Annotated in this window: 14 protein-coding genes; 6 read left to right on the top strand and 8 right to left on the bottom strand. The window is 65.1% G+C overall.

All coding sequences use genetic code 11. From position 1 onward, the window contains the following. Positions 1-157: 157 nt before the first annotated feature. Positions 158-457: a flagellar hook-basal body complex protein FliE gene (gene fliE / locus Q8R75_RS07295; RefSeq protein WP_305663605.1), complete on the top strand. Its 300-nt coding sequence runs from the start codon at positions 158-160 to the stop codon at positions 455-457. Between the two features lie 132 nt (positions 458-589). Here the strand turns inward: fliE and Q8R75_RS07290 are convergent, their stop codons facing one another. The 4 genes from Q8R75_RS07290 to Q8R75_RS07275 form a co-directional block, all read right to left on the bottom strand. Further along, a complete protein-coding gene (locus Q8R75_RS07290; RefSeq protein ID WP_305663604.1) occupies positions 590-892 on the bottom strand; it encodes a flagellar protein FliT in 303 nt (100 codons plus the stop codon). Between the two features lie 3 nt (positions 893-895). Beyond that, positions 896-1,330 (bottom strand): flagellar export chaperone FliS, encoded by a 435-nt coding sequence (gene fliS / locus Q8R75_RS07285; protein ID WP_305663603.1) that lies wholly within the window; start codon positions 1,328-1,330, stop codon positions 896-898. Positions 1,331-1,408: 78 nt separating this feature from the next. Further along, positions 1,409-2,827 (bottom strand): flagellar filament capping protein FliD, encoded by a 1,419-nt coding sequence (gene fliD, locus Q8R75_RS07280; protein WP_305663602.1) that lies wholly within the window; start codon positions 2,825-2,827, stop codon positions 1,409-1,411. Between the two features lie 223 nt (positions 2,828-3,050). Next, the gene (locus tag Q8R75_RS07275) at positions 3,051-4,541 is read right to left on the bottom strand and encodes a flagellin (RefSeq protein WP_305663601.1); all 1,491 of its coding nucleotides are present in this window, start codon (positions 4,539-4,541) and stop codon (positions 3,051-3,053) included. Between the two features lie 433 nt (positions 4,542-4,974). On the opposite strand from Q8R75_RS07275, the gene Q8R75_RS07270 reads away from it, so the two are divergent. From Q8R75_RS07270 to Q8R75_RS07250, 5 genes are read left to right on the top strand one after another with little or no spacing between them, the layout of a single operon-like run. Continuing rightward, positions 4,975-6,480 (top strand): flagellin, encoded by a 1,506-nt coding sequence (locus Q8R75_RS07270; RefSeq protein ID WP_305663600.1) that lies wholly within the window; start codon positions 4,975-4,977, stop codon positions 6,478-6,480. A 3-nt stretch (positions 6,481-6,483) separates the two neighbouring features. Beyond that, positions 6,484-8,676 carry a tetratricopeptide repeat protein gene (locus tag Q8R75_RS07265; protein WP_305663599.1) on the top strand — a complete coding sequence of 731 codons (2,193 nt, stop codon included), beginning with the start codon at positions 6,484-6,486 and terminating at the stop codon, positions 8,674-8,676. A gap of 26 nt (positions 8,677-8,702) precedes the next feature. Then, positions 8,703-9,191: an acyltransferase gene (locus tag Q8R75_RS07260; protein ID WP_305663598.1), complete on the top strand. Its 489-nt coding sequence runs from the start codon at positions 8,703-8,705 to the stop codon at positions 9,189-9,191. Next, entirely contained in the window at positions 9,188-9,985 is a 798-nt protein-coding gene (locus Q8R75_RS07255; protein WP_305663597.1) for an NAD-dependent epimerase/dehydratase family protein, read from the top strand. Before Q8R75_RS07260 ends, Q8R75_RS07255 begins: the two co-directional genes overlap by 4 nt. 15 nt (positions 9,986-10,000) lie before the next feature. Beyond that, positions 10,001-10,786, top strand: coding sequence for a cephalosporin hydroxylase family protein (locus tag Q8R75_RS07250; protein ID WP_305663596.1), 786 nt, complete (start codon positions 10,001-10,003; stop codon positions 10,784-10,786). A 24-nt stretch (positions 10,787-10,810) separates the two neighbouring features. Here Q8R75_RS07250 and Q8R75_RS07245 read toward each other — a convergent pair whose 3' ends face one another. From Q8R75_RS07245 to rfbF, 4 genes are read right to left on the bottom strand one after another with little or no spacing between them, the layout of a single operon-like run. Continuing rightward, on the bottom strand, positions 10,811-12,037 hold the full coding sequence (locus Q8R75_RS07245) for a class I SAM-dependent methyltransferase (RefSeq protein WP_305663595.1): 1,227 nt from the start codon (positions 12,035-12,037) through the stop codon (positions 10,811-10,813). Further along, entirely contained in the window at positions 12,034-12,594 is a 561-nt protein-coding gene (locus tag Q8R75_RS07240) for a dTDP-4-dehydrorhamnose 3,5-epimerase family protein (protein WP_305663594.1), read from the bottom strand. Before Q8R75_RS07240 ends, Q8R75_RS07245 begins: the two co-directional genes overlap by 4 nt. Further along, the gene (gene rfbG, locus Q8R75_RS07235) at positions 12,591-13,667 is read right to left on the bottom strand and encodes a CDP-glucose 4,6-dehydratase (RefSeq protein WP_305663626.1); all 1,077 of its coding nucleotides are present in this window, start codon (positions 13,665-13,667) and stop codon (positions 12,591-12,593) included. The genes Q8R75_RS07240 and rfbG overlap by 4 nt, the downstream gene beginning before the upstream one ends. After that, a complete protein-coding gene (rfbF, locus tag Q8R75_RS07230; RefSeq protein WP_305663593.1) occupies positions 13,667-14,437 on the bottom strand; it encodes a glucose-1-phosphate cytidylyltransferase in 771 nt (256 codons plus the stop codon). The genes rfbG and rfbF overlap by 1 nt, the downstream gene beginning before the upstream one ends. Between the last annotated feature and the right edge of the window lie 260 nt (positions 14,438-14,697).

The following is a 14,697-nucleotide window of genomic DNA, read 5'->3' as shown; positions in this document are numbered from 1 at the left end:
CATCGGGGCGCGGTTCTCGGCGCCTGTGCAACGGATTATTCGGGCTGCGTCCCAAAACTATAGGGGGAAAAGAGCCGGGTTTCCCTGCCTTTTCAGGCTAAAGATTCGCACAGTGACCGCTAGCATCAGTTCCCACACCTACCCACGGGGCTGACTTATGGATCTGCGACTCACACCCACCACGATGCCGGTCACGGTTCGGCCGGGCATGGCCGCCAAGCCAAGCGTCGCCGGCCAGGGTTTCCCTGGCGAATTCAAGGCCGCCCTGCAGTCGGTCAGCGAGGCCCAGAACTTTGCCAGCACCTTGCAGAAACAGGTGCAGATGGAAAACCCCAAGGTCAGTCTGGAAGAGACCATGGTGGCCATCCAGAAGGCCCAGATCGGCTTTCAGGCCACGCTGCACGTGCGTAACCGCATGGTCCAGGCCTATTCAGACATCATGAACATGCAGGTGTAGCCTACTGCGCAAGCCGATTGCGGCGTTGGGCGGTGCGCGCCATCCTCACGTACAGGAAGTACGTTCCGGTGGCTGTGCTCCGGCCGCCTTGCACTCGGCTCGCTCGCTACGGCTATACCGCCCCTGCCTCTGTCAATGCAGCACGCGCTTGCCGCTGCCGTCCATGACTTCTTCCAGATGGGTGAGCCAGGGTTCGGTCAGGTTGCGGATCTCGGCGTCATTGCGCAGGATGCGCTGCATGATGCGCGCTTTCTCGCTGCGCTCCTCGGGGCGCAACTCCTCCTCGCGAGAGCGGTAGCGCAGCTGTTCGATCAGCACAGCGCACACGCCTTCGTAACGCATCACGGACTCCAGGTCCTTGACCCGGGCCGCCTCCAGCATCTTGGCGCTGCTGTCCTCGATGGCCTTGTAGTAGTCGATCAGCATCTGTGGCATGGCTCAGGCTCCCGCACTCACAGCAGCCGCCGGCTCGGCCGTGGCGCCTTGCTTCATGCCCTTCCACCCCTGGGCCACCGTTTCGATCAGACGCTGGATCTCCTGCAGGATGGCATCGTCGTTCTGGGCATTGGCCAGGATCAGGCGGCGCGTGCAGTAGTCGTACAGAGCCGCAAGGTTCTCGGCCAGCTCACCGCCATCGACGCGGTCCAGCCCGGTGCTCAACCCTTCCTCCAGGATGCGCAGGGCGCGCGCGATGGCCTCGCACTTGCCAGGCACGTCACCACGGGCCAGCGCGCCACGTGCCGCCGCCAGCGACTGCAGCATGCCGTCAAACAGCAGGCTGACGATCTGGTACTGATCGATCGTGTGCATGCTGGTCTCGACGTTGATGCGCCGGTAGGCATCGGCCGGGCGGGGGCTTGCGGTGCGAAACATGCTTTTGGGTCCTCTGGTGCAGCTTGGGGTACTGTCTATTTATCGGCTGATCCGCTGGGGAAATGAAGGCGCTCTAACTCAGGAAGTGGTCTTGTTCCACTGGGTTATTTGCTGCGTCAGGTAGGAATTCAGCGAATTCAGGCTGGTGAGCTGCACATCCAGCGCACTGTAGCGCCGATTCAGGGCGGCCTCCACTCGGCTGGCCTTCTCGTTCACCCGGACCTGGTCTTTGGCGTTGCTGTCCAGGGAACGTTTGAGCGTTGCATCCTTGCTCTGGAAGAAGCCGTCGCTGGCCAGCAGCGTCTTGGTGAGGCCCTTGAAACGGACGGCGATTCCCTCGGCGTTGCCTGCCGTCGCGTTGCTGAACAGCGTCTTGAGCTCATCCATCTTCTCCATCGCCGCAGACAGCTTGCTGCTGTTGATCTCCAGGTTGCCGCCGCGCTGCACGCTGATGCCCACATCGCTCAGGCGGCCGTAAACGCTGGAGCCGGTGCTCAAGGACTGGCCTGCAGCGCGCAAGGCGCTCTGCAGGGACAGCGCCGTGGCGTCGCCCTGCAGCAGGCCGCCGGTCTTGGTGGCGGGATCGTACTTGGTGGCCTCATTGAGCACCCCGTTGATCTCGTTGTAGGCCTTGACGAAGGCCTCGATGTTCTTCTGGACCGCCGAGGTGTCCTTGGCGATGGTGATCGTCACGGGAGCGGTCGTTTGCTTCACGGCGGTGAAGGTGACGCCGGACACCTTGTCCGCAAAGGTGTTGGTGGTCGAGGTCACCGGGATCCCGTTGATGGTGGCCGCCGCATTCGCCGAAAACTGGTCGATCGTACGTCCATTCACCAGGCGCGAGAGACCGAGCGCGTCAGCCGGGTCCGTGTCGGCATCGCTGGTGACGCTGAGCTGGAAGCCCGCATCCTCACCGGTATTCTTGCCGCGCAACAGCAAGCGCTCACCCGAAGCATCGTTCAGCACCGTGGCGGTGACGCCGGCATTGGCGCCGTTGATCTTACTGGCCACGTCGGACACCGTATCGGAGGCGCTAATGGTAATGTCCACAGGCGTGCCGCTGCCGGCCGTAAACAAGTTCGGGGTGGGGGCTCCGGTCCATTTGCCAATCTCAAGCCTCAGGGTGCCGGCCCCGATCGCCCCGCCCACTGGCAGAAGGGGCGCGGTATAGCTCGTCTGCACCTTGGCCAGACTCTGCACTTCCACGTTGAAGGATGTGGGCTGTGTGCCCCCGATGGCGCTGACGCCGACATAGGCACTGTCGGAGGTGCTGGCGCTGACCGCATTCCAGCCCGTCACGCTGCTGAGCTTGCTGACGGCATCGTTCAGCGAAGACACCAGTGACTTGACCTGGCCGAACACCGAGATCTTGGTCTGCACGGTGGCCGCTGCCAGTTGCAGCTTCTCCAGCGGCTTCTTCTCCAGCGCCACCAGCTGCGAGACGATGCTCTTGACATCCAGATTGCTGCCGATACCCGGCGATGACATCGTGGCCATGACGAACTCCTGGCCGGCACGGTGCCGGCATTCCTTGCAGAATTATCTGCCTCGTCCCCGAATCTGTCACTTTGATTTGGGGCGAGAAAAGACCATATTTCCACCTCTCTCGGTTATCGGCGGATTCCCGTTGAACTTGAGTCCGTTCACGCAGCGGCGGCTGAATAAAAAAACAGCCTGGCGCGGTCACCCGCGCCAGGCTGTCATTCAGCGACCCTGGGGCTTACCGCAGCAGAGCCAGCACGCCCTGGGGCAGCTGGTTGGCCTGGGCCACCATCGCGGTCGCAGCCTGCTGCAGGATCTGGGCACGCGACAGCGAGGCGGTTTCCTGTGCGAAGTCGGCGTCCAGAATCCGGCTGCGCGAGGCCGACAGGTTCTCGGACGTCACCTGCAGGTTGGAGATAGCCGTGTCGAAGCGCGACTGCAAGGCGCCCAGCTTGGCGCGCTCACCGCTGATGAAGGACAGCGCCGAGTCCACCGTCTGCAAGGCATCCGACGCCTTCAGAACGGACAGCACATCCAGATCCGAAACTTTGCGCAGGGTGGAGCTCGCATCCACCATGGCAGTTCCGCCATTGGCATCCACCCCAAAAGACTTGTCGGAGTCCAGCGCCAGGTAGCCACTCGTGACGTAGTTGAAGTTGCCCGCATTGGGCGTGAGCATGGTCACACTTCCACCGACCGCGACCAGTGCCTGGCTGCTGTCACGCGCGTACTTCTGCATCGTCACGTTGCCGGCATTGGTGACGGCTTCGCCGATCATGATGTTGTTGCCGGTCGTGTTGCTCAGCATGAGGCCAGACCCGGCAGCATCCAGCGTGGCCGTGATGCCCGTTTTGCTGGTGCGATCATTGATGGCGGCAAGGGCTGCTGCCAACCCATCCGCCCCCTGGGTTCCAGACAGGGAAAAGCTCACCGTTTCCAGGGTGGTATTGCTTGAAGTGAGCTCCAGGGTGTAGGAGCCCGGCGCCGCAAAGGTCATTCCCATTTCGGTTCGTGCGGTCGCCCGGACACCCGTGCTATCGGCGACTTGATTGATCGCGTCGGCAATCTCTTTCGCCTGGGCATTGATGGCGTAGGTGATATTGGCGCTCCCCACGCTGCCATTGATCGCGACCGTGTCTCCCGCCAGCACGCCGTTGTTGGCGAATGGCATGGCCGCGGCAGCCTGAATGCCCGGGCCGGTGGTCGTCACCCGGTTGTTGCCGTACTGGGTGGTGCGCAGGTTGGCCGTCGTCGCCACGATGGTCTGACCCGCATTGGCGCCGACCTGGAACTGGGCGGTGCCGAAGGTGCCGTCCAACAGCTTCTGGCCGTTGAATTCGGTGGTCTGCGAGATGCGGTCCAGTTCGGCGACCAGCTGGGTCACTTCCTGGTTCAGGGCCTGACGGTCCGAGGCGCTGTTGGAGGCGTTGGCCGACTGCACGGCCAGTTCACGCACGCGCTGCAGGATGTCGCTGGAGGCCTTGAGCGCGCCTTCAGCCGTCTGCGCCAGCGACACGCCGTCGTTGGCGTTACGCACGGCCTGGTTCAGGCCGCGGATCTGGCTGGTGAAACGCTCCGAAATCGCCAGACCGGCGGCGTCGTCACGTGCGCTGTTGATGCGCAGACCCGAGGACAGGCGCTGGATCGCAGAACTCAGCGATGCCTGGCTCAGGCCCTGGTTACGCTGCGCGGTCAGCGAGTTGATGTTGGTGTTGATGATGGATGCCATTGCAAATCTCCTGTGACAAACAGATGGCGTTACCGCCAGCCAGGACGCCAGACGATGCTGGCGACTTGATTCACCAGTGCGACATCACTGTCGCGGTGAATGGCGGGCCCCGGAAGGACCGTTGAATCTGTTTTCGGCCCGGCTAGAACAAAACTTAAGGGCTGATTCACCGAATTACGCCACCTTATCCCCCCATTCGTTCTCTTGGGAAAGGAAACAAACTCCGGCAACAGCTGGGTACACCTCCATTTCGGCGCTTTTCGGCTGAACTTGAGGACTAAATGCAAAAGCTGGCCCGTTTTCCCCCTTTTTATCGGGGCACCAGCCCGAAACGCGCCGCCCACAATCAATCCATCGTTTTGCCATGTCCCATCTTTCATGGCGCGAACCGGCCACTTTTGGGGCCACAACCCTGAACTGAAGGAGTGTTTCAATGGCTGCCGTTATCAATACCAATATCAATTCGCTCACCGCTCAGCGCAATCAGAGTGTCAGCCAGGGCTCGCTCAGTACAGCGATCCAGCGCCTGTCCTCGGGTCTGCGCATCAACAGCGCCAAGGACGATGCCGCCGGTCTGGCGATTTCGGAGCGCTTCACCAGCCAGATCCGCGGCCTGAACCAGGCGGCGCGTAACGCCAACGACGGGATCTCCCTGGCCCAGGTGGCTGAAGGTGCGCTGGGCTCGGCGGGCAGTATCCTGCAGCGCGTGCGTGAACTGGCCGTGCAGTCGGCCAACGCCTCCAACAGCGCCTCGGACCGCCAGGCCCTGAACCAGGAAGTCGGCCAGCTGGTCGCTGAACTCGACCGGATTGCCCAGACCACCGAATTCAACGGCCAGAAGATCCTGGATGGCACCTTCGGCACCGCCCAGTTCCAGGTCGGCGCCAATTCCGGCCAGACCATCGTGGCGGCCACGGCCAACCTGCGCACCACACAGTACGGCAACAACCAGGTGGTGGCCAACGGCCCGACCGCTGCCACCGGCGCCTGGGGCACCAATGGCGCAACCATCGACACCCTGGCCGTCAACGGCGCGCTGGGCAGCGCCACCGTGACCCTGGCAGCCAACGGCACAGCCAAGGCCACCGCCGACACCATCAACCTGCAGACAGCCAACACCGGCGTCGCCGCCTCGGCCCGCACCGAGACCGAACTGACCTTCACTGCCGCAGGTTCGTATGCCATCAACCTGACCTCTGACAATACAACGGCCGAGACAATTTCCTTCTCGATCGCTGCCATCACGGGGGCCGACGGCCTGTCCAACGCGATCTCGGCCATCAACGAGAAATCGTCCAAGACCGGGGTGATCGCCAGCCTGAACACAGCCGGCACCGGCATCATGCTGACCAGCGGCACCGGCAACGACATCGTCGTGGCTGAAGCCGTCGACGGCTCCATGGCGGGCAACATCGTCATGACCAAGTTTGCGCCCGCTGTAGCGACCGGCAGCCCGGCTTCCGTCGGCTCCGCGGTCACCCTGACCGGCGGCGCCACCAACGGCTCGGTGGCCAGCGGCATTGCCAGCGGCTACGTGACCCTGGATTCGGACAAGTCCTTTGGCCTGAACGCCAACACCAGCAGCGCGACTTCGACCGTGGCCGATGCCAACTCGACGCTCAAGAAAGTCTCGGCGCTGGACGTGACGACCGTCATCAAGGCCAACGACGCACTGAAGACGGTAGACTCGGCCCTGTCCTTCCTCAGCGGCGAGCGCGCCAAGCTCGGCGCCCTGCAATCCCGCTTCGAGACCGCGATTTCGGCCCTGCAGATCACCTCGGAAAACCTGTCTGCCTCCCGCAGCCGCATCATGGACGCCGACTTCGCGGCCGAAACCGCAGCCTTGTCGCGTGCCCAGATCCTGCAGCAGGCCGGCACCGCCATGGTGGCCCAGGCCAACCAGATCCCTCAGGGAGTACTGGCCCTGCTGCGTCAGTAATCCGTGAAGGCCGCGCGCTCCTACTCTGCCGCGCCGGACGCCATCGACGCGAAGCTCCAGTCCGCCCTGCTGGCGCACGACTGGCCACTGCTGGAAAAGCTTTGCCGGCAGGCGCTGCGCAAGAACGCCCGGCACCTGCGCGCCCACCGGATGCTCGGTTTCTCCCTGCACAAGCAGCGCCGCACGGAAGACGCCCTCACCGCCTACAAGCAGGGGGCGGCGCTGTGGCCCGACGACGCCGAACTGCTGATCAACTACGCCAATGTGCTGCTGGAGAATCTTCGCAACGACGAAGCTTCTCCGCTCCTGGAAAGAGTCTCCGTCCTGCGCGGCGATCACGCGATGGCCTGGGTCAAGCTCGCGCAATGCTGGTATGACACGCGGCAACACGAAAAAGGCCTGGAGGCAGCAGAAAAGGCTGTCGGCTCGGCGAAGAATCCAACCGAGCGTGTCGCCGCCCTGAACCAGCGGGCCATCCACAGGCGCGAACTCGGCCAGATCCGTGAAGCGGTTCGTGACTCCGAGGAAGCCATCGCGCTCAACCCGCTCGAGCCTGCCAACCATGCCAATCGGCTGTTGTTCATGCTGGCGGACCCGGACGCCGACGCCCAGCAGCTGACGCGCGCTGCGCGCGAATATGCCGCGGTGTTCGAACCCGTGCTCAAGCCGCAGTGGCCGGATTTCGCGTCCCAGCGCCACGGCCCCTGGCGACGTCTGAAAGTCGGTTTCCTTTCTCCGGACTTCCGCACCCATTCGGTCATGTATTTCGTCGAGGGCCTGCTGGCGCAGCTGGACCGGCGTCAGTTCGAGGTGTGGGCTTTCTACCTGTATCCACAGGTCGATGCGGTCACCGAACGCGTGCGCTGCCATGCCGATCATTTCGTACCGCTCGACGGCATGAATGCCACCGCACAAGCCCACGCCATCAGGGCCCAGGGCATCGACATCCTGATCGATCTGGCGGGCCATACCGGCCACAACGCCCTACTGGCCATGGCACACCGGGCCGCCCCGGTGCAAGTTTCGTGGCTGGGGTATCCGGCCACCTCGGGCCTGTCGGCCATGGACTACAAATTCACGGACGAGGTGACGGATCCGCCCGATGCCGACGACCAGTACAGCGAACGGCTGTACCGGCTGCCCACCCTGTTCTGCAGCTACCGGCCTATGAGCCGCCAGCCGCTATGGCGCTACCAGCCGCTCTACCAGGTCCGTCCGACACCTGCGCTGCAAAGCGGTCATGTCACCTTCGGCTCCTGCAACAACCTGGGCAAGCTGACCGACGAGGTGCTCGCGCTCTGGGGACAACTGCTGCATACCGTGCCAGGATCGCGCCTGCTCATCGAGGGCAAGAATTTCGACAAGCCGGCTTTTACCGCCAGCTACCGGGAGCGCTGCGCCCGGCTGGGGATGGACGTGGCGCAACTGGACCTGGTGCCGCTGGACGTCAGCAACCAGTACCTGACCTACCACCGCATCGACATCGCGCTTGACCCCTTCCCACTGACCGGCGGAACCACCACCTTCGACTTGCTGTGGATGGGCGTGCCCCTCGTGTCCATGGAAGGCGACAGCTTCAAAAGCAGGCTCAGCACCGGCATCCTCACCTACCTGGGACGCAGCGAATGGCTCGCTCAGAATGCTCAGGACTACGTACGCATCGCCGCCCGGCTCGCGGCCGACGTGACGCAACTCAACGCCCTGCGCCTGGGCTTGCGCCAGGAAGTCGAGCGCTCGGTCCTGATGCGCGAGGATCTGTTCAACCACCACTTCGGTGAGGGGCTGCGCCTCATGTGGCTGCAGTGGCTGGCCCAGGGGCAGCACCCTGGCGATCCCGAAGCCCAGAGCCATCTGATCGAAAGCTGGCTGCCCGACCTGCCTGCCGAATGGAGTACACCGCTCGTTCCCGGCGTCGGCCTGGCTCCCGGCGAGCGCGTGCCCCTGCCCGAAGCCCAGCAGCGCCTGCAAACGCTGCTGGAGACGGCCCGCACGCAAGCTCCGGGCAAGCACGGAAACATCGGTCAAGGCTCCTGGGCAGAGGTGACGCGGCTGGCCGAGCAGGTGCTCGCCGCGGTGCCCCAGGACCCGGTGGCCCTGGCCTGCCTGGCCGAGGTCGAGCATGCGCATGGCCACACCGAATTTGCAGTCACCTATCTGCGCTACGCCCAGGAAGCGCTCGGGCGTGCGGCACAATAGTCCCACCCTGTAGCGTTCCGTCCGCCATGCTCCAGATCGACCCCAGCGCCCGCATCTCCCCCCTGGCCGACATCGAAGATTCGGTGCGCGGCAGCCGCATTGCCGTGGGTGCGCACTCTGTCATCGACAGCTTCGTCAAGGTCAAGCCAGCGGGTGGCTCGGGAGACCTGATCATCGGCGAGCACGTGATCATCAACTCGGGCTGCGTGCTCTACACGGGCCAGGGCATCCGCATCGGCCACCATGTGGCGATTGCCGCCAACTGCACCTTCGCCCCGGTGAACCACGCCTACCAGGACAAACACCGCCTGATCCGCGAACAGGGTTTCCTGCCCGGCAAGGGCGGCATCCTGATCGAGGACGACGTCTGGATCGGCGCCAACTGCGTGCTGCTCGACGGCGCCGTGCTGCGCCGCGGTTGCGTGGTGGGTGCCGGCAGCATCGTGCGTGGCGAACTGGCCGCCTACACGGTCTATGCTGGCCAGCCCCTGCGCGTGGTGGGGGAGCGGCAATGAACTGGACCGTGCTGGGCGCCAGCGGCGTCATCGGCCGGCACCTGACGGCACACCTGCGCGCGCAGGGCCAGATGGTCGACACGCCGCAGCGCGGCGACCCCGGTCTGTACCAGCGACCGCTGGGCCAGGTGATCTACGCCATCGGCCTGACGGCGGATTTCCGCCAGCGCCCCTTTGACACCGTGCAGGCCCATGTGGCCCTGCTGGCCGAATTGCTGCAGCGCGCGGACTTCTCCTCGCTGCTCTACCTGTCGTCGACCCGCGTCTACGCGCGCGCGGCCCTGGGCCGCGAGGACGCAGACCTGGGCGTGCAGCCGCAGGATCCGTCCGATCTCTACAACCTGTCCAAGCTCATGGGCGAGTCACTGTGCCTGCATGGCGGACGCGCCGGCGTGCGTGTGGCACGCCTGTCCAATGTGGTCGGGGGCGAGGACGCCGACTCGGCCAACTTCGTGCCCAGCCTGCTGCGCGAAGCGCGTGGCGGCCGCATCCTGCTGCAGACTTCGCCGGATTCGGCCAAGGACTACATCCATATCGACGACGTGGCCGACTTGCTGCCGCGCATCGCCAGGCAGGGCCGCGAGCGCCTGTACAACGTGGCCAGCGGTCTGCAGACGCGCCATGAACAATGGACCGGACAACTGCAGCGGCAGACCGGCTGCCGCGTGGACGTGGCGCCCGGTGCGCCCACCGTCAGCTTTGTCCCCATTGACATCTCCCGCATCCGCACGGAGTTCGCGTTTGTGCCCCGTCCCGTCCTGTCCGTCCTGCCCGCGCAGGCCTCCCTTTCCTGAACCGCTTGGTGACCCATGTCCAGCAACCCGACCGAACAATTCGCCCAGGAACGTCGCGCCCAGGTGGCCGGCTACCCCCAGGATGCCCCCTTCACGGCCCAGTCACAAGCCTGGCTGGAAGCGTCGATGCGACGCAAGTACGTCTACAACTTCGACTGGCTGGGGCGCCCCATCATCCAGTACCCGCAGGACATGGTCGCCATGCAGGAACTGGTCTGGAGCACACGGCCTGACCTGATCATCGAAACCGGCATCGCGCACGGCGGCTCGCTGGTGCTCAGCGCCTCACTGCTGGCCATGCTGGACTATTGCGATGCGGTGCAGGGCGGCAGCGTGCTGGACCCGAAGGCCAGCCAGCGCAAGGTGCTGGGCCTGGACATCGACATCCGCGCGCACAACCGCGCGGCCATCGAAGCCCACCCCATGGCCCACAAAATCGAGATGATCCAGGGCTCGAGCATCTCGCCCGAAGTCATTGCCCAGGTGCAAGCCATTGCGCGCAAGCACCAGCGTGTCATGGTCTGCCTGGACTCCAACCACACCCACGCCCACGTGCTGGCCGAACTGCAGGCCTATGCACCCCTGACCAGCGTGGGCTGCTACTGCGTGGTGTTCGACACCTTTGTCGAGGACATGCCGAGCGATCTCTTCCCCGACCGTCCGTGGTCGCCGGGCGACAACCCCAAGACGGCCGTCTACGAATACCTGAGCGGGAACAAGAACTTCGAGATCGACACCACCATCCCGCACAAGCTGCAGGTCACGGTGGCACCCGACGGGTTCCTGCGCCGCACGGCCTGAGCCGTCCCGCCGGAAACCGGGATTTCAGTCCAGCGTCAGCCGCGGAACGGCCGTCACGAAACGGCCGCCCCAGTCGCGGACGTAGGCCAGTTGGGTGGTGATTTCTGCGCGCAGATTCCACGGCAGGATCAACACCCGGTCCGGCCGGTGCTGGCGCAGATGGTCTTCCGAAACGATGGGGATGCGGCTGCCGGGCATGTACCTGCCCTGCTTGGCCGGGTTCAGGTCCACCACATAGTGCAGCAGGTCCGGCCGCACGCCGGCAAAGTTCAGCAGGGTGTTGCCCTTGGCGGCTGCGCCATAGGCGCCCACGGTCAGTCCCTCGCGCTGCGCCTGCAGCAGGAATTCCAGCAGTTCGCGCTTGACGCGCTCGGCCTCGCGCTGGAAGCCGGCGTAGAAGCCCGGCGCCGTCATCCCCGCGGCCTGCTCGCGCGCCAGCAAGTCCGGCACGGCCGCCCCCACGGGCTGGCGTCCGCCATCGCTGCGCTGGGCATGCACACGCAGGCTGCCGCCGTGCGTGGGCAGTTCCTCCACGTCAAAGACCTGCAGGCCGTTGGCCGCGAAGATGCGCTGCACCGCGGTGAGTGACAGGTAGGAGTAGTGCTCGTGGTAGGCCGTGTCGAACTGGCACTCCTGCACCATCCGCAGCAGGTGCGGGAATTCGAAGGTGGCCACCCCTTGGGGTTTGAGCAGCAGGGCAAAACCGGCCACGAAATCATTGATGTCGGGCACGTGGGCCAGCACATTGTTGGCCGCCATCAGGTCGGCCTGCCGGCCCTGGGCGGCGAGCTCGCGCGCCAGCGCCACGCCGAAGAAGCGCTCGACAATCTCGATGCCCTTGGCGCGCGCTGCTGCGGCCGTACTGGCCGTGGGCTCGATACCGTAGCAGGGCACCCCGGCCTGCTGCACGTACTGCAGCAGGTAACCGTCGTTGGCCGCCACCTCCACCACGCAGCTGCCAGCCGCCAGGCCGTAACGCGTGCGCATGGCCAGCACATAGGCCTGGGCGTGTGCCAGCCAGGACGTGGAGAAAGAGCTGAAGTAAGCGTAGTCGTCGCTGAAGAGCTGCTCGCGCCCGGCGTGGTCTTCGGTCTGCACCAGCCAGCAGGTCTCGCAGACCAGCAGACGCAGCGGGTACCAGGTCTCGGGTGCCTGCAGGTCCTGCGGCTTCAGATAGGCGTTGGACGGCGGGGCGCTGCCCAGGTCCAGGAAAGGCCGGCGCAATTCATTTCCGCAGTGGCGGCACTTCACGAAGTCACTCCCCCGAAATTCGGTGTCAGCCAGGCAAAGCCGGCATCGCGCGGCGACAGACCCTGCACCGGCAACGGCCAGGGGATCGCCAATCTCGCATCGCGCGCGTGCAGGCCAGCCTCGGCGGCTGGCGCGTAGGCGGCGGAATGGCAATAGACGAGTTCAGCCTCGTCGCTCAGCGTCTGGAATCCATGGGCAAAGCCCGGCGGGATCAGTATCGCTGCGCCATCGGCCGCACTCAGGAATTGCGCGTGCCACTGCAGAAAGGTCGGCGAGTCGGTGCGCAGATCCACGGCCACGTCCCAGACCTCGCCGCGCACACAGCTCACCAGCTTCATCTCGGCATGGGGGGCACGCTGGTAATGAAGGCCGCGCACCGTGCCACGCGCGCGCGTGAGGCTGTGATTGATCTGGGCCACCGGTACCGTCCAGCCGGCGTCCGCCAGTTCCCCGGCACAGAAGAGGCGCGCAAACACGCCGCGCTCATCCACCAGGCGCTGGCGTTGCACACGCTTGAGCCCATCCAGGGGCAGGTCGATCACCGTCAGGTTGCTCATGCGGCCCTTTCCCAGGCTTCGATGTCAGCCAGGCACAGGGCTCGGGCGTCGCCACCGTCCCCTTGGGCCCGGTACCAACCCAGGGTCCGCTGCACCGTCGGCGCCAGGGGCCAGCGCGGCTGCAGCGCCAGTTGCGCCTGCGCCTTCGAGGTGTCCAGCGCGAGCCAGCCCGCCTCGTGCGGGCCGGTCGGCTCGTTCTCGTAATGCACCGCGCCACCACCCCAGGCCGCGCGTGCCAGTTCCACCACCTGCCGCACCGTGGCGCGTTCGTGCGCGTGGGGGCCGAAGTTCCAGGCGCCGGCGAGCGCCGGGTCCTGCCACAGGGCCTGCGCCAGGCAGAGGTAGCCGGCCAGCGGCTCCAGCACATGCTGCCAGGGGCGCGTGGCCTGCGGCCGGCGAATCGGGAGTGTCTGGCCAAGCTGCCAGGCGCGTACGGCATCCGGCAGCAGACGATCGGCCGCCCAGTCACCGCCACCGATCACGTTGCCGGCGCGCGCGCTCGCCAGGGCCAGGCCCTGGGCCGACAGAAAAGCATCGCGATAGCTGCTGATGGCGATTTCGCTGGCCGCCTTGCTGGCGCTGTAGGGATCGTGCCCGCCCAGCTCATCGTTCTCGCGGTAAGGGTGCTGCCACTCGTGGTTGCGATAGACCTTGTCGGTCGTCACCAGCACGGCCACGCGCGTGCCGGGGTGCTGGCGCAGCGCGTCCAGCAGGTGCACCGTGCCCATGACGTTGGTGGCGTAGGTGGCCACCGGGTCGCGGTAGCTCTCTCGCACCAGGGCCTGGGCGGCCAGGTGCAGCACGATCTCGGGCCGGGTCTCCTGCACCACCCGCGCCACTGCCGCTGCATCGCGGATGTCGGCCAGGCGGTGGTCCATGTCCGCGGCCAGGCCGGCGAGCTCGAAGAGATTGGGTTCGGTAGCCGGCGCCAGCGCCAGGCCCGTGAGCTGCGCGCCCAGGCGCTGCAGCCACAGTGCCAGCCAGGCGCCCTTGAAGCCGGTGTGGCCAGTCAGCAGCACGCGCTTGCCGCGCCAGAAGGCGGCATCGGGCCGGCCGGCATGCACCTGCGTCATCACCAGACCTTCCAGGGCGCCTGCCCCGAAGCCCAGAGGGTTTCGAGCAGGTTCTTCTCGCGCAGGGTGTCCATGGGCTGCCAGAAGCCCTGATGGGTGTATGCCTTCAACTCGCCATCGGCCGCCAGGCCACTCAGGGGCTCAACTTCCCAGCTGGTGGCGTCGCCGGCAATGCGGGCGATGCAGCGCGGCGAGAGCACGAAAAAGCCGCCGTTGATCAGGCCGCCATCGCCCCGCGGTTTCTCGGCGAAACCGTTGACGCTGTCGCCCTGCATCTGCAGCGCGCCGTAGCGACCTGGTGGCTGCACGGCGGTCACGGTGGCCAGCTTGCCATGGGCCCGGTGAAAGCGGATGGCTTCGCTGATGTTGACGTCGGCCACGCCGTCGCCGTAGGTGAAACAGAAGTCCTCATCCTCGGCCACGTAGTCGGCCACGCGCTTGAGACGTCCACCGGTCATGGTCTCCTCACCCGTATCGACCACGGTCACGCGCCAGGGTTCGGCGTGGCGCCGATGCACTTCCATGCGGTTGTTGCCCATGTCGAAGGTGATGTCCGAGGTGTGCAGGAAATAGTTGGCGAAGTATTCCTTGATCACGTAACCCCGGTAACCACAGCAGATCACGAAGTCGTTGACGCCGTGAGCGCTGTAGATCTTCATGATGTGCCACAGGATGGGCTTGCCCCCGATCTCGATCATCGGTTTGGGCTTGAGGTGGGTTTCCTCGGAAATCCGGGTGCCCAGGCCGCCGGCCAGGATGACTGCTTTCATGGTGCGTCGCTTGAAAGTGGCTGTAACTCTATATATAGGCGCACAGAATAAGGCAGCCCGCCCCGCCGGAAAACAGGAATTGCCCGGTGTTCGCGTCTTATTTCATGGCATTCCCTTTTTACCCTGTTTGTAGGATTTCCCCCTACAAGCCTGTACGCATTACCTCTCAGCACAGACAGCCGTCGGCTGATTCAAGTTTCGCGACCGGTGTTCAGAATCAACCCCAACGCGAAACCTTTGAATTGCGCCGTAAAGGAGAC

It is taken from the genome of Methyloversatilis sp. (assembly GCF_030696805.1).
Lineage (GTDB): Bacteria > Pseudomonadota > Gammaproteobacteria > Burkholderiales > Rhodocyclaceae > Methyloversatilis.
This window is presented reverse-complemented; position numbering and strand designations above follow the sequence as displayed.

Excerpts from the sequence above, each read along its gene's own strand:
- fliE (WP_305663605.1), top strand. The coding sequence starts at position 158 with ATGGATCTGCGACTCACACCCACCACGATGCCGGTCACGGTTCGGCCG.
- Q8R75_RS07290 (WP_305663604.1), bottom strand. The coding sequence starts at position 892 with ATGCCACAGATGCTGATCGACTACTACAAGGCCATCGAGGACAGCAGC.
- fliS (WP_305663603.1), bottom strand. The coding sequence starts at position 1,330 with ATGTTTCGCACCGCAAGCCCCCGCCCGGCCGATGCCTACCGGCGCATC.
- fliD (WP_305663602.1), bottom strand. The coding sequence starts at position 2,827 with ATGGCCACGATGTCATCGCCGGGTATCGGCAGCAATCTGGATGTCAAG.
- Q8R75_RS07275 (WP_305663601.1), bottom strand. The coding sequence starts at position 4,541 with ATGGCATCCATCATCAACACCAACATCAACTCGCTGACCGCGCAGCGT.
- Q8R75_RS07270 (WP_305663600.1), top strand. The coding sequence starts at position 4,975 with ATGGCTGCCGTTATCAATACCAATATCAATTCGCTCACCGCTCAGCGC.
- Q8R75_RS07260 (WP_305663598.1), top strand. The coding sequence starts at position 8,703 with ATGCTCCAGATCGACCCCAGCGCCCGCATCTCCCCCCTGGCCGACATC.
- Q8R75_RS07255 (WP_305663597.1), top strand. The coding sequence starts at position 9,188 with ATGAACTGGACCGTGCTGGGCGCCAGCGGCGTCATCGGCCGGCACCTG.
- Q8R75_RS07250 (WP_305663596.1), top strand. The coding sequence starts at position 10,001 with ATGTCCAGCAACCCGACCGAACAATTCGCCCAGGAACGTCGCGCCCAG.
- Q8R75_RS07240 (WP_305663594.1), bottom strand. The coding sequence starts at position 12,594 with ATGAGCAACCTGACGGTGATCGACCTGCCCCTGGATGGGCTCAAGCGT.
- rfbG (WP_305663626.1), bottom strand. The coding sequence starts at position 13,667 with ATGACGCAGGTGCATGCCGGCCGGCCCGATGCCGCCTTCTGGCGCGGC.
- rfbF (WP_305663593.1), bottom strand. The coding sequence starts at position 14,437 with ATGAAAGCAGTCATCCTGGCCGGCGGCCTGGGCACCCGGATTTCCGAG.